26 protein-coding genes are annotated in these 14,851 nt (G+C 50.8%); 16 read left to right on the top strand and 10 right to left on the bottom strand.

Annotation, left to right across the window (positions count from 1 at the left end; translation table 11 throughout):
* Positions 1-224 precede the first annotated feature (224 nt).
* Genes DPRO_RS17995 through DPRO_RS17955 form a run of 9 tightly spaced genes read right to left on the bottom strand, consistent with a single transcriptional unit; the run spans position 225 to position 6,071 of the window.
* On the bottom strand, positions 225-1,196 hold the full coding sequence (locus DPRO_RS17995) for a P-loop NTPase family protein (RefSeq protein WP_097013318.1): 972 nt from the start codon (positions 1,194-1,196) through the stop codon (positions 225-227).
* A complete protein-coding gene (locus DPRO_RS17990) occupies positions 1,186-1,506 on the bottom strand; it encodes a hypothetical protein (RefSeq protein ID WP_097013317.1) in 321 nt (106 codons plus the stop codon). The genes DPRO_RS17995 and DPRO_RS17990 overlap by 11 nt, the downstream gene beginning before the upstream one ends.
* Positions 1,496-2,299 carry a hypothetical protein gene (locus tag DPRO_RS17985; RefSeq protein ID WP_157917555.1) on the bottom strand — a complete coding sequence of 268 codons (804 nt, stop codon included), beginning with the start codon at positions 2,297-2,299 and terminating at the stop codon, positions 1,496-1,498. Before DPRO_RS17985 ends, DPRO_RS17990 begins: the two co-directional genes overlap by 11 nt.
* Positions 2,242-2,724 (bottom strand): ERCC4 domain-containing protein, encoded by a 483-nt coding sequence (locus DPRO_RS17980; protein ID WP_097013315.1) that lies wholly within the window; start codon positions 2,722-2,724, stop codon positions 2,242-2,244. Before DPRO_RS17980 ends, DPRO_RS17985 begins: the two co-directional genes overlap by 58 nt.
* Complete coding sequence (locus DPRO_RS17975) at positions 2,721-3,035, bottom strand: hypothetical protein (protein WP_097013314.1); 315 nt, start codon at positions 3,033-3,035, stop codon at positions 2,721-2,723. The genes DPRO_RS17980 and DPRO_RS17975 overlap by 4 nt, the downstream gene beginning before the upstream one ends.
* A gap of 9 nt (positions 3,036-3,044) precedes the next feature.
* A complete protein-coding gene (locus DPRO_RS17970; protein ID WP_097013313.1) occupies positions 3,045-3,539 on the bottom strand; it encodes a single-stranded DNA-binding protein in 495 nt (164 codons plus the stop codon).
* Positions 3,539-4,762, bottom strand: a complete 1,224-nt coding sequence (locus DPRO_RS17965) for an AAA family ATPase (protein ID WP_097013312.1) — start codon at positions 4,760-4,762, stop codon at positions 3,539-3,541. The genes DPRO_RS17970 and DPRO_RS17965 overlap by 1 nt, the downstream gene beginning before the upstream one ends.
* Positions 4,762-5,373, bottom strand: a complete 612-nt coding sequence (locus DPRO_RS17960; RefSeq protein WP_097013311.1) for a lambda exonuclease family protein — start codon at positions 5,371-5,373, stop codon at positions 4,762-4,764. Before DPRO_RS17960 ends, DPRO_RS17965 begins: the two co-directional genes overlap by 1 nt.
* Positions 5,370-6,071: an ERF family protein gene (locus DPRO_RS17955; protein ID WP_157917554.1), complete on the bottom strand. Its 702-nt coding sequence runs from the start codon at positions 6,069-6,071 to the stop codon at positions 5,370-5,372. Before DPRO_RS17955 ends, DPRO_RS17960 begins: the two co-directional genes overlap by 4 nt.
* A 639-nt stretch (positions 6,072-6,710) precedes the next feature.
* Between DPRO_RS17955 and DPRO_RS17950 the strand changes: the two genes are divergently transcribed.
* The 15 genes from DPRO_RS17950 (at position 6,711) to DPRO_RS17890 (ending at position 14,005) form a co-directional block, all read left to right on the top strand.
* The gene (locus tag DPRO_RS17950) at positions 6,711-7,448 is read left to right on the top strand and encodes an XRE family transcriptional regulator (protein ID WP_097013309.1); all 738 of its coding nucleotides are present in this window, start codon (positions 6,711-6,713) and stop codon (positions 7,446-7,448) included.
* Positions 7,449-8,066 carry a hypothetical protein gene (locus DPRO_RS17945; protein WP_097013308.1) on the top strand — a complete coding sequence of 206 codons (618 nt, stop codon included), beginning with the start codon at positions 7,449-7,451 and terminating at the stop codon, positions 8,064-8,066. It begins immediately after the preceding gene.
* A 196-nt stretch (positions 8,067-8,262) separates the two neighbouring features.
* On the top strand, positions 8,263-8,838 hold the full coding sequence (locus DPRO_RS20650; protein ID WP_097013307.1) for a pentapeptide repeat-containing protein: 576 nt from the start codon (positions 8,263-8,265) through the stop codon (positions 8,836-8,838).
* A 201-nt stretch (positions 8,839-9,039) separates the two neighbouring features.
* Positions 9,040-9,189 carry a hypothetical protein gene (locus DPRO_RS20190; RefSeq protein WP_157917553.1) on the top strand — a complete coding sequence of 50 codons (150 nt, stop codon included), beginning with the start codon at positions 9,040-9,042 and terminating at the stop codon, positions 9,187-9,189.
* 182 nt (positions 9,190-9,371) lie between these two features.
* Positions 9,372-9,557 (top strand): hypothetical protein, encoded by a 186-nt coding sequence (locus DPRO_RS17935; protein WP_097013306.1) that lies wholly within the window; start codon positions 9,372-9,374, stop codon positions 9,555-9,557.
* Positions 9,557-9,745 (top strand): hypothetical protein, encoded by a 189-nt coding sequence (locus tag DPRO_RS17930; RefSeq protein WP_097013305.1) that lies wholly within the window; start codon positions 9,557-9,559, stop codon positions 9,743-9,745. Before DPRO_RS17935 ends, DPRO_RS17930 begins: the two co-directional genes overlap by 1 nt.
* Positions 9,745-10,155, top strand: coding sequence for a hypothetical protein (locus DPRO_RS17925; RefSeq protein ID WP_097013304.1), 411 nt, complete (start codon positions 9,745-9,747; stop codon positions 10,153-10,155). The genes DPRO_RS17930 and DPRO_RS17925 overlap by 1 nt, the downstream gene beginning before the upstream one ends.
* Positions 10,156-10,405: 250 nt before the next feature.
* On the top strand, positions 10,406-10,849 hold the full coding sequence (locus DPRO_RS20185) for a hypothetical protein (protein ID WP_157917552.1): 444 nt from the start codon (positions 10,406-10,408) through the stop codon (positions 10,847-10,849).
* Positions 10,850-10,865: 16 nt separating this feature from the next.
* A complete protein-coding gene (locus DPRO_RS17915) occupies positions 10,866-11,519 on the top strand; it encodes a DNA-methyltransferase (RefSeq protein ID WP_157917551.1) in 654 nt (217 codons plus the stop codon).
* A 25-nt stretch (positions 11,520-11,544) separates the two neighbouring features.
* Complete coding sequence (locus tag DPRO_RS17910; RefSeq protein WP_097013301.1) at positions 11,545-11,814, top strand: hypothetical protein; 270 nt, start codon at positions 11,545-11,547, stop codon at positions 11,812-11,814.
* Between the two features lie 25 nt (positions 11,815-11,839).
* Positions 11,840-12,697, top strand: a complete 858-nt coding sequence (locus DPRO_RS17905) for a DNA adenine methylase (protein ID WP_097013300.1) — start codon at positions 11,840-11,842, stop codon at positions 12,695-12,697.
* 57 nt (positions 12,698-12,754) lie between these two features.
* Complete coding sequence (locus DPRO_RS17900) at positions 12,755-13,003, top strand: hypothetical protein (protein WP_097013299.1); 249 nt, start codon at positions 12,755-12,757, stop codon at positions 13,001-13,003.
* A 75-nt stretch (positions 13,004-13,078) separates the two neighbouring features.
* Positions 13,079-13,255 (top strand): hypothetical protein, encoded by a 177-nt coding sequence (locus DPRO_RS20180; protein ID WP_157917550.1) that lies wholly within the window; start codon positions 13,079-13,081, stop codon positions 13,253-13,255.
* A gap of 167 nt (positions 13,256-13,422) precedes the next feature.
* Positions 13,423-13,704: a hypothetical protein gene (locus tag DPRO_RS17895; protein WP_097013298.1), complete on the top strand. Its 282-nt coding sequence runs from the start codon at positions 13,423-13,425 to the stop codon at positions 13,702-13,704.
* A gap of 76 nt (positions 13,705-13,780) precedes the next feature.
* Positions 13,781-14,005, top strand: coding sequence for a hypothetical protein (locus DPRO_RS17890; protein ID WP_097013297.1), 225 nt, complete (start codon positions 13,781-13,783; stop codon positions 14,003-14,005).
* A gap of 58 nt (positions 14,006-14,063) precedes the next feature.
* Here DPRO_RS17890 and DPRO_RS20270 read toward each other — a convergent pair whose 3' ends face one another.
* Positions 14,064-14,450, bottom strand: coding sequence for a hypothetical protein (locus tag DPRO_RS20270; RefSeq protein ID WP_162291195.1), 387 nt, complete (start codon positions 14,448-14,450; stop codon positions 14,064-14,066).
* Between the two features lie 190 nt (positions 14,451-14,640).
* Between DPRO_RS20270 and DPRO_RS20780 the strand changes: the two genes are divergently transcribed.
* Positions 14,641-14,847 carry a helix-turn-helix domain-containing protein gene (locus DPRO_RS20780; protein ID WP_097013294.1) on the top strand — a complete coding sequence of 69 codons (207 nt, stop codon included), beginning with the start codon at positions 14,641-14,643 and terminating at the stop codon, positions 14,845-14,847.
* Positions 14,848-14,851 lie beyond the last annotated feature (4 nt).

Below are 14,851 nucleotides of genomic sequence, written 5' to 3'. Positions count from 1 at the left end.
CGCACATTTCTAGCACTAAGTCTGGCCCATTTGAATAAGTTTGTGTTCCTGCTCTGCCTCCTCAATTGTCCTGCTGCACATCCCGCCGTTCATAATTCGCTTGTTGCAGACTCGTTGATGTTCGTTCCAAGCTGCGCACCCTTTGTATCGGCCCTTGCCTCTTCCCGGCTCGCCTTCGCAGATGACGGGAAAGCGGGAGTGGATGTCTTGCCATGGAGTGCTCACTACAGGCCCAATGCGGCGCGTGTCTTGTTGGCCGCTGCGCTTTGTTCGTGTTGTTTCCACAAATCGGCGCGTTCCTTCTCCGTGAGATAACGCCAGTCCGATGACCATCGGATATTGCGCCCATGCTCGACGATAAAGTCACGCTCCATGCCCTGCGGGTTGATCTGACCGAGCGGCAACTTGCACTTGACGATTTTGCAGGAGTGCATCCCGTGATTATAAAACAGGCTGATTGCAAGGCGTGATTTCTCAAGCCCGAACTCGCCGCCTCTCGCAAAGTCCAAACCCTTTGATTTCTGGATGCAGACAATGGCAATGCCGTTGTTCAGCTTTTCGTGAATCTGCTGAATCATCTTGCCGACCAGGTAGAACTTGTCTGAGATTTCAAGATAGTCGATGACGTTGAATCCATCAGGGTCGATGACCTGGTGAAAATCCCGGGTTCGTTCAAAAGCTTCAAGCCCAGCCCAGTTCGACGGGTTGTTGTCCATGTTCAGCAGTCGAGCACGGAGTTCGCCGTCTCCCATTTCGGAGTTAAACAAGTTGATGCGTTCGTGTGAGCCTCCATTCTGTTTAAGGTTTTTGTGGATTGTCTCGACAACCAAGGCAGTCTTACCGGCGTTTGTCTCACCGGCCACGACAACCACGTTCTTTTTCTGAACGCCGCATATCCGGTGGATCTCAAGCGGCAACCAAATCGGATAGTAATCCGTGATGGCGTTATGCCAGTCCATAGGGCGGCAGTCTCGCTTGACCGGACGATACCGGCCACGGACATCACCAAACGGCTCAATGAGATTCATGGTCACCATGTCGCTGAGAACGGTGTCCCGAACTTCGGGGAAGGCGTTCAGGCCCAACTCTGATCCAAACACCCACGCCGTGAATTCACCTTGCGGCTGAGCGTTCAACCACTTCTTGGCTTTCATGGTCCAAGCCGCTAAGCCCTGTTGCTTTGCGTCACTGTGCATTACGTCCCTCGTACTCTCGCTCAATTGCTTCCATCAGCCGCTGAATCTGCGTCTCTGCCCACCGCTTGCCGGGAACAGTCTCGGCATCCTCAAGCACTCCGAGAAGCGACCAGAATTGCCACGCGCCATATTTGCCCCACATCCCGCGCATCAGCTCAAGGCGGCTACACTCGCCACGGTGCCAAGCCTCAAGGCCGCGCCGGATGGTGTGCCAAGGTTCGTCACCCGTGATGAACTGTGGTGTTGCGTCCATAAGCTCAGGGAAACGAGCGAACCCGGCCAGTGTCCTATGCTGCAACTCACCGCGCATTGTGAATCTCCCTTGCCCTTGCTGCCAGGATGTTGGCGAATTTGGTTTCTCCGTTCTTGCCTTTTTTCGTCAACGAACCGAGAGAGCGAAGCTGTAGGCTCCAAAATTCATGAACTCTGGCCCACTCGATAGTTTCGTGAACGGTCTTCCTCGGGAAAGCCTTAACCCTGATGAGGTTGTCAATTGCCCTGGCACCGGATTTGATTTTTACATCCGTGACCTCAACGAGCTTGCCCCACATATCCTGCTGCTTTTTGAGAAAGCCCTCCGAGTAGGCAAGGTACTCTTCCCACTCCTCAGAGGAACAGGCACCCGGCTTCGCGGAAGCGTTGCCGCTATCAACTGTGTTATTAACTGTGTTATTAACTGGTATAGGTTGGGCATTTTTGCCAAATCGATTTGGCAAATCTGCCAAATGGAACTGGCTAAATTGACAAATGCATTGGGCAGAAATGGCATACCACTTTGTGCGGTCATAACCGGACGGGTTGTAGTTGCCGGTGACGATCAACCCCTCCTTTTCCATTTTCTCAAGGATACGCCTGATTTTATTCTCGTTCCAATATGGGAATATCTCAGCCAACGCCTTGCGTGAGTTGTATGTCCACACAAGCCCGTCATGGATGTGTTTCTTATTTGCTGCATTCTTTTGCGCCCAAAAGTGGAAGCAATTAAGGATAATAGCCGCCTCAACGCCGTACGCCCTTGCTACTTCAACGTCGAATCCGTGGTGCATTACTTCGCCTCCAACGCTTTTTGCAGGGTCTTCATGGTCTTGATCTCCCGTTCCCACATCAGCCGCATTTGCTGGTACATTTCTGCCTCAGCTTCAGCTCGGGCGTTTCCCATGGTCCTGGCAAACCAGAATTGGATACCGTTTTTTTGCGCCCACGAGCGGCAGGAGTTGACGAAAGCCTTGGGGTTGCCCTTGCGCCTTGGCATCTGCTCAAAGAGGACGCTATAAGGAGCCTCAACGACAACCGCGAAGTATTCATAACCCCGCGCCCGGTGCATCTCTCTTGCGAACCGTTCACGTCCTTGGAACATCGAGCCATAAAGGTCCTCAAGGCTCTTACGCTCCCAACCGAAACGATGCTCAAAATGCTTGATGGCGTAATCACCCGTAGTGAGCGTCCCCACCTCCACGGAGACGGGGAAACGCTCAAAGGTGAAAGGAGCCTGCTCACGGCTGTCTACTATGATGGTGAAATCACTCATCCGAACAACCTCTTAGCTGATTCTTCAGATTCATTTTTGTATCGAACCTCCCGCTCTTTGCGGCATGTGATCCATTGGGCCAAGCCCTTTGTTGCTGCTGCTCCAATTTTGTTTTGCAGTATCCAAAGCTCACGCCAATACCGACGCTCTCGTCTAAGGTCTCGGAGCCGGGCAGCCACCTTGACAAGTTGAGCGGCATTCAGTGACAAATCTTCAAGCATATGAAGACAATCATTGATTTGCCTATCCAACTCGCCTGTTCGGGTTTTGGCATTAGCCAAATGAGCAAGATTAATTACTTGATCACTCATTGTAACCTCCTAAAATGGCACATCTTCCATGGCCGACGCATCAGACGGGAACCCTTGACCGGCAGCTTCCCGCTGCGTCTGTGGCTGTTGCTGATAACCACCATGTTGTGGCGCCTGTCCGGTTGTCGGCTGTTGCTGAGGTTGTCCACCGCCTTGCTGTTGTGGCGCGCTGTCCAGTCCCTGAACATTGAACGCCTTGATCTCGGTCATGTAGCGATCTTGTCCGGTGTTCTGGTCCTGCCACTTGCGGGTTTCAAGGCTGCCCTCGACGAGCACCAAGCGGCCTTTGCCGAGATAGTTACCGCAAAACTCTGCGGTCTTGTTCCAGGCCACAACGTTGTGCCATTCAGTTTTGTCAACCTTCTGGCCGGTCTGCTTGTCGCGGTATCCTTCATCCGTGGCCACGGAGAATTTGCATCTCGCCGCGCCGTTGGGTGTATAGGACAACTCAGGGTCACGCCCCAATCGGCCAATTATCATTACTTTATTCAAGCTTCCTGCCATTACTGACGCTCCTTTATGATTTGTCCGTCTTCTATGATGACGCTGCACTCTTCGCCCTTACTGACTCTCTCAATCCAAACCTGTGCGTCTGCCTCTTCCGCAGCCTTGGCAACCATTGCGAGGCTCTGAGGGTCGAGCAAGGATCCGTCACGAATCAACAGCACCTTGAGTTCGGGATTCATGGCGATGCCCATGTGAAGCGAAACGAGAAGGCGCTCGGCACTGGAGCCTTGGGAGAAGGGAACGCCGTTGTAAATCACGCCGCTTTCATCGAAGGAGAGGCCATCAACTGGGAACTCAGCGGCGGCCATGGCATCGGCCTTCTGTTTATCAATATTGTTGATGGCATCAGTGAGCGCTTTGCTTTCGACTCGTAATTCCTCAAGTGTTGACTTCTCTTCGGCGTAGGCGGCATTTTCGCGAACATTGGCGTTAATAGTGTCGGCCTGTGCTATTTTGTCGCGGATAGCCTGAGTGTCTATGTCCACCAAAGAAGACAAGGCTTCAGCGCTGCCTTCATGCTCTTGCTCAACGTCAGCAAGCTTCTTGGTCAAGACTTCGATTTCTTCCTTGAGAGTAGCGATTCTCTCTACCCTTTCTTCAGCCTCTTTGCGCTTGCGGTCATTCGATGCATTTTGAGATTCAGCTCCACTCAACTCTGTCATAAGACCAGAGACAGACACTGGTTCGGTTGGGGCGTCGAGGTGTTGCTTCATCCCGTCAAGCCGTGCAGCCTTTTCCTTTCCTGCTCGGTTAATCTCAGTACGCCTTTCATAAAGCCGCTTGCGCTCGGCATCGAGATCAGAGAAGTCAAGACCAACAAGGCTTTTGAGTGTTTCAAGCTGAGCACCAGGCTTTTCACTGGCAAAGGCGAGAGGGTCAAATGTCAATTTTGAAGATAACGCATCAAGCATTGCCTGGGGGCTGGAAAATGTCGCGCCTTCTGCATTTTTTACTTTTACGGTCGTCTTGCCGTCTGGCGAGATCGTTCTTGTCACCATAAGTTCTCCCAAGTCGCACTTGATGGTAGCCTTTTCTTCCCCGTCCCTGACAGGCCGTTGACCTTGCGCTGACTTCCCACCAAGGGCCATGAAAATAGAGTCAAGCACGCTGCTTTTCCCTTGGGCGTTGTCTCCTCCGATGACAACAGAATTGCCTTGCGGTGAGATTGATACCGCTTTCAACCTTTTGACATTTTGGGATTCAAGATTAACGATCTTCATTACTGACGCTCCTTGATGATATTTATGATGTCAGCCAACTCAGCCGAAAAACATTCAAGCTCTGCGCTCAAGCTGGCGTGAAATTCCAGATCCGGATCCACCCTCACGATGAGAGGCGGCAGGCCGGGGAAATAGGACATGAAATCCCAGTACTCACGCCCGGTGACGAACAGTGAGCCCTGGACTTGCTGAAAGTATTTTGTAGGAAGTTTATTGCCGACCAGATATTCAACGTGGGTGTGAATCTTTGGACACTTGATCTCAATCCCGCCGGTTTCACCGACAAGCCCGTCAGGAGAGCATGACCATAGTTTGCGATCATCACCGAAGCAAAGCGCCACCTCTTCGACGCTCACGTCATTGATGAACTCGTAAAGGTCGCGTGCCTCTGATTCCAACTCAATGCCGCGTTCCATAGCCGCGTTTGTGTAGCTCTCGGCTTTTTCGCCAAGGATGGCTTCACCGGCCAATTGAAACATGTACGCCTTGCGCTGCGTCGACCGCTTGCCTTTGCTCGTCACGATCTTGTCAAAGCAGGATGCAGACGGAACGCCAGCCCTTGCCGCAAACCATTCAGGCGTGCCTTGCTCAAAGTCGGTTACGGCAATCATTTTGGAGCCTTTGACTTGAGAGCAGCTAACACCTTTTTGAAATCTGCGGCCTTTATGTCGCTGAGTTTCCCAACCTTACACCATCCCAAAAACTTTGGACGGTCAACGCCATACTCAGAAATCATGTCCTCAATGGTGGCTAGTTGCTCATCATTGATAGGCTCTGACATTGCCCCATCATCTTCATGCTCATGTGTGGCAAGGCCGCAAAGCGCGAGGAGCGTGTACCGTTGAAGATAGGTAACAGCGGAGCCGATAGCTTGAATGGAGTTCTTGCCGCCGCTGTTATCAGGCATCGTGTGAAGTGTGGTTGATTCGGAGTGACCGAGAATGTGCGTGATACGACACGAAACAACAATTTTTGCCTCGTCTTGGTCGGTCTGCCAGCTTGCAGTCAATCCATGCTCTGCCAGAGCCGCACCGACAACCGTTGTAATATTTGCAAGGGTTGCGTGGTTGTACTTCGTGTTACCGAAAGCAACGTGTTTGTCCTTGAAAATCTTCGGCGGGTTAGCCTTGAAAGCGGTCATTGCCGCCACATACGCCTTCTCAGCCTCGCGCCTCTCTATGCGCTCCTGCATCCCGATAAACTTCTCGATTTGCTCAGGAGTTGCACCGCGCTGCATGGCTTCCATAACCATGTTTGTCGGGGCAACTTGAGCCTCGTTTTTCTCAACCTTGACCACTTGAGTTTCCATAAAACCCTCCATTCTCTAGACTCTAAATTATTACACCGCTCCTGGGCAGCGGCAGGGAATTAACGGCTTGTGAGTAGTTTTGAGAACTGGGCTGGACTTAAACCCCTTCTGTGTGCTAATTGCAGCACCAAGCCCGAAGGCCAGACTTGTAAGAAGGAGGCACGCTCCATGGAAATCATCATTTCCGCACTTATGAGTTGGAGGTGTTCCTAGGCGATGAAATTGACGAACTCTTGCGGGGTACTGGCCTGAAACTGTCACGACACATAAAGCCAGCCGCAAGTGAGTCAACGATTCGCCCATTATGGACAGGTACGGAGAGCAATTGAGACCAACCCTCAACTCTCCTAACTGCGGGGCGGGGTTGCCGTTGTGACCCGGCATAACCGTTCCCGCACCTCTCTTTTTTGCCAACCCAGTTCTCAAAATATTGTTTCCTCTCTCCATTCTCTAGACTTTTACTCGTACTTTCTCTAGAGTAAGAGCCTGTTATGTTTGCTTTTTTTCACAAAAAGACTTAATTAACTGTTAATGGGAATTCCCTTCGGGGAGTTTTTCTAGGAGGAATAATATGCTAATTAGCACTCATTTGCAAGCGATGGTTTCTATCTAGCACTTGCCAAAACAAAGGGAGAGCGTATGTTGAGCCTGATGAGCAATTTATTTGGGAAGCGACTTAAAGAGTGGGCCGAAGGGCACGGGCTCAACCAAAAGCGGCTGGCAGAGATGGTCGGTATAGACCCGTCTCAAGTGTCTAAGCTTTATAATGGGAAACATGTCCGATCTGACACTATGCTCAAATTGTTGGACGGAGTGGGGGCAAAGATAGTTATGCCTGGTGCCGACGAGAACATGCCGACCAAAGATGTCTGTTTTGTTGATGCTCAGACCGTAAACGCGGCCCATGCAAACGGCCTTGCCGCCGCTGACTACATGGCTGTCCCTCTTGCTCAGGAGGCTGTTGCAGCCGGACCGGGCCTCATACCAGAGGACAGCGTTGAAGGCTGGATAATGGTCTGGAAGGGTCATGAATCCGTAGGGTTAAAACGCAACCTCATTGCCGTGAAGATAGGCAAGGGGCAAGACTCTATGGAGCCGACATTTCACCCCGGTGACATATTACTAATAGATAAATCAGACCGTGACCCCATGGCCTCCCCTGCCAAGACATGGTTGGTCTGTGAGCCGGATGGAGCTTGCGCTATCAAACGTGTTAACGTCCAAAAGCGTGACGGTGACCATGAATTCATATTTTATTCAGACAACAAGATGTACCCGCCCACATCCTATTGGCTAGGGCGGGACTACAGCGGCGACATAAACCGCGCCATAGGCGGTCGAGTGGTGTGGGCGTGGTCTGATGTGAGGAACAAATAAGTGTTCGGGATGCTCGACTATAGGGCCCAAAAGCTGTTTTGGCTTTTATCACTTCCACTGGCTACGCTCGCTGTCATTGCCCCCTATGCAGCTATACCTTTCTCTGCAGTTCTCTCAGACGCATGGACAAAAGTATGGTACTACCAAATACTTTTGGCCTATGTCCTCTTTGAAGGAGGAGTGTTTGTTTTTTCTTTGGTTTACAAGGCACTTATGCATGTTCTTGAAAAGACCTTCTTTTGGTTAATTGAAATTATCCCGAGCCAAGGTGAAGATATAGAAGAAGCCAAAATTATTGCCACCAATAAGTGCTACTCCTTAAATAAAAAGCTCTTATCACAGACTGATAAATGGACCGAGCAGGACACAAAAGCATATTCTCGCCTTTTTAATTGGAGAGCCCGTCTGTTTTTTAATGTCCCGCAACGAGTAAGGGCCATGGTTGGAAAAATAGAGGACTTACACTTTACTGCCCCCATTAACGTTGAAGACGTACACAGAGGCGACCTTAAAAACGTTTTTTCGCTTGATTGGAAATGGTATGAGGCCCTTGCTGTTAGCACCCCTATTTTTCGATCTTTGGTAGCCGTATCTATTTTTTTGTACATTTTCCTGTAGCCACGAACCATTCCCCTCTTTTTTTTGCCTAGCGTTTTCTATTTAGAATTTATTTATTGACAATAAATTTCTAATTAGCATAACCTTATTCTCAACAACGCAGCGAACCCCGCTCCTCCAGACGGAAGCACGGCCAAAGCGAGTGTTGGAAACAACAAGAGGCAACGAGTAACAATTCAATTACGGGAGGGGCACGGTGAAAAGACTTAAAGAAGAACTCGCAGAAGTTTTGAAAATTCATAAAAAGTGGGTGCTTGGTGAGCCTGGCGGTAAACGCGCATACCTCGAAGGCGCAGACCTCGAAGGCGCAAACCTCGAAGGCGCATACCTCAGAGGCGCAGACCTCAGAGGCGCATACCTCGAAGGCGCAAACCTCGAAGGCGCATACCTCAGAGGCGCATACCTCAGAGGCGCATACCTCGAAAAAATTGCGGCCGTCACCAGAAATTGCCCGGAAGAAGGCGCCTTTATCGCTTGGAAATCAAATAAGCATGGCGACATTATTAAAATAGAAATCCCTGACCTCGCCAAGCGTCTGACCGCAATCGGGTCGCGTAAATGTCGGGCTGAATTTGTCAAGGTGTTGGAAATTGTCGGCTCAGACGGCGAACCTAAAAAGCAATGCGGAGGGTGGATGGACGGGTCATTTATCTACACCGTTGGAGAAACTGTTTACCCCGACTTGTACAATGACGACCCGCGTATTGAATGCACCAACGGCATCCACTTTTTCATCAGCCGCCAAGAGGCAGTTGACTGGGCTAAATACTAATTTCCCAACAAGACCGGCGCCGTGTCAGCCTCGGTGAAAGCGTGAAAGACCGTGATTAGGAGGGGCAACGAAAAACGGGCGGTATGACGAGAGTGTTTGCTACGAGGCTTTCTGTATCGTCATAGCCATACCTACTCCTCGTGATCCTTGCCGGGAGGCCATAAACCCCGGCTAAATTTCAAACTGGAAATGGAGAACAAAATGGGGCGCACGCCTTATTATGACGGGTCAACTGGCGAGTACTTCATAAACGGGCGTTGGTACAACTCTCTTGATGATTACGAGCGGGAAGCCAACGACCACGCCGACAGGGAAACCATGGAGCGTAAAGACAATGCAGAAAAACGATGAATGTTACCACTGTGCGCACTGCAAGCCGCTTACTCATAGCGCACACAAGAAGTGCGTCAATCCTGACACTGCAATGGAGGGAGTTGCACACGGAGTAGCAAACGGCTGGTTTGATTATCCGTCAAACTTTGACCCGATTTGGAAGGCCAGGGACTGCGCTAACTTCAAAAGGAGCAAGTAGCATGGGTATTTTCGAATTAATCAAGCGCAAATTTTCTGATGATCGCCGCTGCCGTCTCTGCACCACTTGCGGCTTTATCCATCACAGCCAAGGCCAAGCGTGTTTCATATGCGAAAGCAACACCATCAAGACAAACATCAACCGCGCCAAGCGTTGGCGGCGAGAAATGGGAATGAGGGAGGTCTAATGCAAGCGGCAATCACAATGAAAATAGACGGCGTTCAACGCGAGTTGACCTTCAATAAGGAAAACGCCATGGCCATTCTGGTTGGCAATGGCTTCTCTCCTGCACGCGCCAGGGTCAAATGGCTTGAAATAATGAGCGGCATCCCAGTTGTTTTCGGTAACGGACTGGCTTTCACGAGGGCAGAATAATGGCAGCCATGAAAAAGAAAAGGCTTTGCGCCGTATGCAAGAAAGAGTTTTTGCCCAACAGCGGTGTGCAGATAGTTTGCTCCGATATCTGCAAGTCAATCCGCATCCGTGACCAGTACCGCAAGAAACGAGGGACTAAAGTTTACAATCGCGAGTGCATCATCTGTGGCAAACCCTTTGAAACTGCCAGAGAGAAGCAAATTACATGCGGCAGTGAAGATTGCCAAAAAGAGCATCTCAGACACCTCAGTTTGGAAAACAACAGGAAGGCACGGCAGAGGCGGGAAGAGGTCAGGAAGCATAGGAAAAATATCCCTTGGAATATCCCGGCCACCGCCGACCCATTCAAAAACTTTGAACTCCACTGTCAAGGGTTTGTGCCAGACGCGGCGATCTGCCCACTTGGGTAAGCAACAAATTTCGGGGGCTGTCTCCGATGAAAAAAGTTGGGCCGGTCCGCATGGTGCGGGAAGGGATTATTGAGACCCTATTGTCGCCGGCCCTTATCAAATTTCTAGGAGTCAGTAGAGATGCCCCCGTCGAATTTGAATGTGTGGCGTGTGAAAAGACCATTTGGGTGGACGAGCAAGTCGAGCGCACCTGGAAGGCATACGCCGAGAAGCCCGACCCGTACGACTATTGATAGAAGGTAGACCAGAAATGATTGTAGTTTCTTGTTTCGACCACAGCACCAACATGGTGAAGCCTTGGGCAGAAGCCGGGTATACCTGTTACTGCGTGGATATTCAGCACCCCGAAGGCGAACACCGGGAAGGCAATATCATCAAAGTCGGTGCTGACATGCTGGATTGGATGCTTCCCCGCGAGGAGATCGCCTTTGCCGCGTTCTTTCCGCCCTGCACTAACGTAGCCGTTTCCGGTGCGCGTTGGTTCAGGGACAAGGGTATCGGCGCACTGTGGCGCGCCCTCCGTCTCTTCGACGTATCGGTGAAGCTGGCCGAACTGTCTGGCGCACCTGATATGCTGAATGTTTTGGAGCGGTGCCTTGAGCGCGAATACAACCCCTTTGAACACGACAACCAGAGCAGCCTTTATCACGACCTTAGTGCGGTCGTTGCCAAGGCAAAAGGCCAAAACGCTTGATAGGCAGTTTAGATTTATGAAGCCTTATTTTGAAACTAAACTTGGACAGCTTTTTCATGCTGACTGTGCTGATGTACTGCGCGACATGGAAGACAAGTTCGTTGATCTTGTTCTTACCGATCCCCCGTATGGGATTGGTGGCAAGTGGGTTGGTGGTTCAGGCCAGAAAAGCGGATGGTCAAAAACACACGCTGAGAAAGAAGTGCGTAACGATTGGGACGCTGCCGCTCCCAGACAGGAAGTCTTTGAAGACATTCAACGGGTCTCCAAGGGGCAAATTATTTGGGGAGGAAACTACTTCGCACTCCCCGCATCGCGTTGCTGGCTGATCTGGAACAAACCAGAAAGGGGATTCACACTAGCAGAGGCCGAACTTGCATGGACAAGTGCAGACAACATTGTCCGCGTCTTCGATCACAACCGCCATGTACCTGGACGAGAACACCCCACACAGAAGCCTCTTGAATTGTTTGCGTGGTGCCTTGGCCTTTCGTGGGCTGAGAAGCTGCCTGTAGTCCTCGACCCGTTCATGGGGAGCGGCACAACAGCCGTTGCATGCGAGCAGCTTGGCCGTAAATGGATAGGCATTGAGCGCAATGAGCAATACTGCGAACTAGCAGCCAAAAGACTTTCACGTCCAATGCAAAAGTCGCTCTTTTCAGCGGCATAAACGTATTCAAAAGCAGGTGACTAGAATGGATAAGTTGACCCCGTTCCCAAGGTCTCACGAAGAGGAAGCAATCAATACCGACTTCGGCATTGTGAAGTGTACGCGGTGCGGTTGGTGCAACTACGAAGAAAAGGGAATTCACCATGACGACGGCGAACCAAATCACGGTGAGGGGTGTCCTGAATTCCCCGATTGTGGCCGTATGTGTCCTGATTGCGGATGTTGGGTGGAATATATCGGCAACGCAGCTTGGGACTTCTATGACCCGTTCTGGCGGGAAGACTGTCCATTTTAACCGTACTATCAGCAGTAGCAAGACTATGAAGAAAACAAGACCTGTACTTCGATATCATGGCGGCAAGTGGAAGCTGGCACCCTGGATTATCAAGCACCTTCCGCCCCACAAGGTTTACGTTGAGCCATACGGGGGAGCTGCAAGCGTATTGCTGCAAAAGCCCCGCGTGTATGCCGAAGTCTACAACGACCTTGGCGACGAGGTTGTGAACGTCTTTCAGGTAATGCGGGAGCCCCTCCAAATGGAAGAGTTGAAAAAGCAACTCACCCTCACACCGTTTTCCGAGGTCGAATTTTTCGGCGCATACGAAGCGGCAGAGGATCCCATTGAAAAGGCCCGTCGAACAATCGTGAGGTCTTTCATGGGGTTTGGTTCGGCCTCTTCAAATGCGAAGTACACCACTGGCTTTCGTGGCAAGTCATTTAGATCCGGCACCAGCCCGGCCAATGATTGGCGCAACTACCCCAACGCCCTTGATTGGTTTTGTGAAAGGCTCCAGGGCGTGACCATCCGAAACAAGCCAGCCCTAGACCTCATCCCGACATTGGACCGCGAAGACGTTCTTTTCTACGTGGATCCCCCTTATGTCCGGTCTACCCGGTGCAAGGACTCCAACGGCGATGTGTACGCCCACGAAATGGACGATGCACAGCACGAGGACCTAGCCGCCGCGCTGCACGACCTCAAGGGCAAGGTGGTCCTGTCCGGTTATCGTTGCGACCTCTACGAGGACCTATACGGCGATTGGAAGTCCCTCGATAAAGATTGGTTCGCAGACGGTGCGCGAGAGCGCGTCGAAACACTTTGGTTTAACCCGGCAGCGGCAAACAAGGACCTCCATCTTTTGGGTATGGCCAGCGACCTTGCCGAAGCCGTCAACTAATCCGCAATCATCACAATTTTTCGTAGGCACGAACGCAAGTACGCAAGGAGATACGCAATGATTGCAAAGTTTGAAACTGAACAAGGCTGGAGCTTCATGGAGTGCGTCAAGCTGGATACTCAAAACGAAAGGATAGCCCCCGCCATGGCGGAGGAAGAATGCTCCTACACCTTCGGCGTGGAAGACAAGGCTAAAGACTGCAAGCGGTTGGTCTTGGCTCGATATGACGGAGATTTGGTGGCCGTCTACTACGACAAGAAAGCGTACCTGATGAACGATCAGGGCGACACCGTCTGCGCACTGTAGCGGAACCAAGGCAGCCCCTGGAGCCTACGCCAGGGGCTGCCACAACAACGAATAGGGAATCATGAGGTGAGAAGAATGGAAAATGGTCAAATTTATTGCGTAAAAAGCAAGCGTCCCTCAGGCGAAATTAACACGGTTCATGTCGTTGCGGCTGATATTCATGACGCCGCCGACTACGCAGATGACGTTGTTATCTCTGTAGAAATGATATGCGACATCGACAAGGTTTCGACAAAAGTTAAAGGCGAATAATTTTATTGTGGGGCGGCTCCCGGTGGTGAGGGCATATCGCTGAACGGTTTGCAAGCCCGAAGGCTTTAGAAAACGCATCTATAAGCCTTGTATTCTAGACATCAAGGACGATGTGCGGTGGTTCAAATCCTCCCCGCTCCCCACTCACTCAGCATAAGGAGACGACCATGAAAGTGATGAAATGCAAAAAGTGCGGATATACCGCGTTCGGGATTACCACCATTCCTTGCTGCTCTGAGTGCCGCGAAAACGGCGCATGGGATAGCGAGAATGAGAAGTGGATATACGACGAGAAAATCATACATGAGCGGGGGCTTCCCCGTGAAGAGGTTCTTGACGGCGGCGAGTGCAACATGGGTACGGCCTACGGTGCTGGATGCCACATCTTTCGTTGTGACAATTGCCAGAGCCTGCAAGACCATCTTCCGATGTCCGATAGCTGCGGATAACCACTTACATGAGACAAGGCGACTATTTTTACCACTTGGGAAAATTGGTCAACACTTTCCAAAAAGGAAACAGTTTATGGTGACACTGGACGAGATTAAAGAAGATATAGCGATTGAGGCCGGAACATATGACGCCGACGAAGCGTACAAGGACGCGGCGGCAAGGATTATCCACGCCCTCATGCAAGAGAACGAGAAAATCATGAGGGCAGCGCGTGAAGCAAAGGCTGACGTTGAACTGCTGGCTGCTCGTTTTGCCTCTGTGTTTTCCGCAACTGATACAACCGAGGTCGATCAATAATGGATTTAAGCAAAATTGAAATTGATGGATATGGCGACCTTGAAACTATTTTGAGGCACTACAGTGCTATACGAATATTGATTGCCCAAGTGAAAGAGGAAAATGCTAATTTTGATTTTTCAAAGTGGGATGAAGAAAGGCAAAGGCCAATTCTTAAACCTCCACGTATCACAATCAACGGAGATTTATAAAAACGGCGAATATTGGAGAACTCACTATTACGGTCAACATAGACGTAACACCCATTAAAGTTTTGCGAGATCGGCTTGCGCTTCAAAAAATGTTTCAGCATTGCCGAGCGATGAAAAACAGAATTACGGAGATGCGCTCTCTCAGTGGCCATGAGCTGATTAAAGCCTTTGACACCTTCGAAAAAGATACGAGTCACATGCTTTTCAAAGGCGGGTATCTGCGAGGCGTAAAAGAAGCCTTCTTCGTTGCCCAAAGAGGCGAGACAATAATTAACAGGTCTCCCCCCCTCTAAACTCTTCCCCTCCCCAGCGGCGGCCTAACCCACCGCCAACAGGACAGAGAGCCGGGCGGTCAACGTCTGGACTACCCGGATCTCACTAATCGCGTTCAACTGGGAACACCCCAGCGAAACAAAAGTATATAGGAATAAGAGATAAAATAAAATGACTCCTCGATGGTTATCCCTCAAACAAGCTGTTTGTTACAGTGGATTGTCTCCCAACACGCTTCGAAAATATGCGGATGAAGGCGTGATTCAAGCATCTCGCACGGTTGGGAACCACCGCCGTTTCGACCGCGAGTCCATCGACGAATTTTATAACCGACATGAGGTAGACTCTCTTGCAATCAGGAAGGCACTCGGATTATAGGGAC

It is taken from the genome of Pseudodesulfovibrio profundus (assembly GCF_900217235.1).
Taxonomy (GTDB): Bacteria; Desulfobacterota; Desulfovibrionia; order Desulfovibrionales; family Desulfovibrionaceae; genus Pseudodesulfovibrio; species Pseudodesulfovibrio profundus.
Note: the sequence above shows the minus strand (reverse complement) of the source record. Positions and strands in the feature narration are given on the sequence as shown.

Excerpts from the sequence above, each read along its gene's own strand:
- DPRO_RS17925 (WP_097013304.1), top strand. The coding sequence starts at position 9,745 with ATGGCAGCCATGAAAAAGAAAAGGCTTTGCGCCGTATGCAAGAAAGAG.
- DPRO_RS20780 (WP_097013294.1), top strand. The coding sequence starts at position 14,641 with ATGACTCCTCGATGGTTATCCCTCAAACAAGCTGTTTGTTACAGTGGA.
- DPRO_RS17910 (WP_097013301.1), top strand. The coding sequence starts at position 11,545 with ATGGATAAGTTGACCCCGTTCCCAAGGTCTCACGAAGAGGAAGCAATC.
- DPRO_RS17935 (WP_097013306.1), top strand. The coding sequence starts at position 9,372 with ATGGGTATTTTCGAATTAATCAAGCGCAAATTTTCTGATGATCGCCGC.
- DPRO_RS17960 (WP_097013311.1), bottom strand. The coding sequence starts at position 5,373 with ATGATTGCCGTAACCGACTTTGAGCAAGGCACGCCTGAATGGTTTGCG.
- DPRO_RS17975 (WP_097013314.1), bottom strand. The coding sequence starts at position 3,035 with ATGAGTGATCAAGTAATTAATCTTGCTCATTTGGCTAATGCCAAAACC.
- DPRO_RS20190 (WP_157917553.1), top strand. The coding sequence starts at position 9,040 with ATGGGGCGCACGCCTTATTATGACGGGTCAACTGGCGAGTACTTCATA.
- DPRO_RS17900 (WP_097013299.1), top strand. The coding sequence starts at position 12,755 with ATGATTGCAAAGTTTGAAACTGAACAAGGCTGGAGCTTCATGGAGTGC.
- DPRO_RS20185 (WP_157917552.1), top strand. The coding sequence starts at position 10,406 with ATGATTGTAGTTTCTTGTTTCGACCACAGCACCAACATGGTGAAGCCT.
- DPRO_RS17895 (WP_097013298.1), top strand. The coding sequence starts at position 13,423 with ATGAAAGTGATGAAATGCAAAAAGTGCGGATATACCGCGTTCGGGATT.
- DPRO_RS17995 (WP_097013318.1), bottom strand. The coding sequence starts at position 1,196 with ATGCACAGTGACGCAAAGCAACAGGGCTTAGCGGCTTGGACCATGAAA.
- DPRO_RS17965 (WP_097013312.1), bottom strand. The coding sequence starts at position 4,762 with ATGAAGATCGTTAATCTTGAATCCCAAAATGTCAAAAGGTTGAAAGCG.
- DPRO_RS17990 (WP_097013317.1), bottom strand. The coding sequence starts at position 1,506 with ATGCGCGGTGAGTTGCAGCATAGGACACTGGCCGGGTTCGCTCGTTTC.
- DPRO_RS20180 (WP_157917550.1), top strand. The coding sequence starts at position 13,079 with ATGGAAAATGGTCAAATTTATTGCGTAAAAAGCAAGCGTCCCTCAGGC.
- DPRO_RS17980 (WP_097013315.1), bottom strand. The coding sequence starts at position 2,724 with ATGAGTGATTTCACCATCATAGTAGACAGCCGTGAGCAGGCTCCTTTC.
- DPRO_RS17890 (WP_097013297.1), top strand. The coding sequence starts at position 13,781 with ATGGTGACACTGGACGAGATTAAAGAAGATATAGCGATTGAGGCCGGA.
- DPRO_RS17950 (WP_097013309.1), top strand. The coding sequence starts at position 6,711 with ATGTTGAGCCTGATGAGCAATTTATTTGGGAAGCGACTTAAAGAGTGG.
- DPRO_RS17930 (WP_097013305.1), top strand. The coding sequence starts at position 9,557 with ATGCAAGCGGCAATCACAATGAAAATAGACGGCGTTCAACGCGAGTTG.
- DPRO_RS17915 (WP_157917551.1), top strand. The coding sequence starts at position 10,866 with ATGAAGCCTTATTTTGAAACTAAACTTGGACAGCTTTTTCATGCTGAC.
- DPRO_RS17970 (WP_097013313.1), bottom strand. The coding sequence starts at position 3,539 with ATGGCAGGAAGCTTGAATAAAGTAATGATAATTGGCCGATTGGGGCGT.
- DPRO_RS17905 (WP_097013300.1), top strand. The coding sequence starts at position 11,840 with ATGAAGAAAACAAGACCTGTACTTCGATATCATGGCGGCAAGTGGAAG.
- DPRO_RS17955 (WP_157917554.1), bottom strand. The coding sequence starts at position 6,071 with ATGGAAACTCAAGTGGTCAAGGTTGAGAAAAACGAGGCTCAAGTTGCC.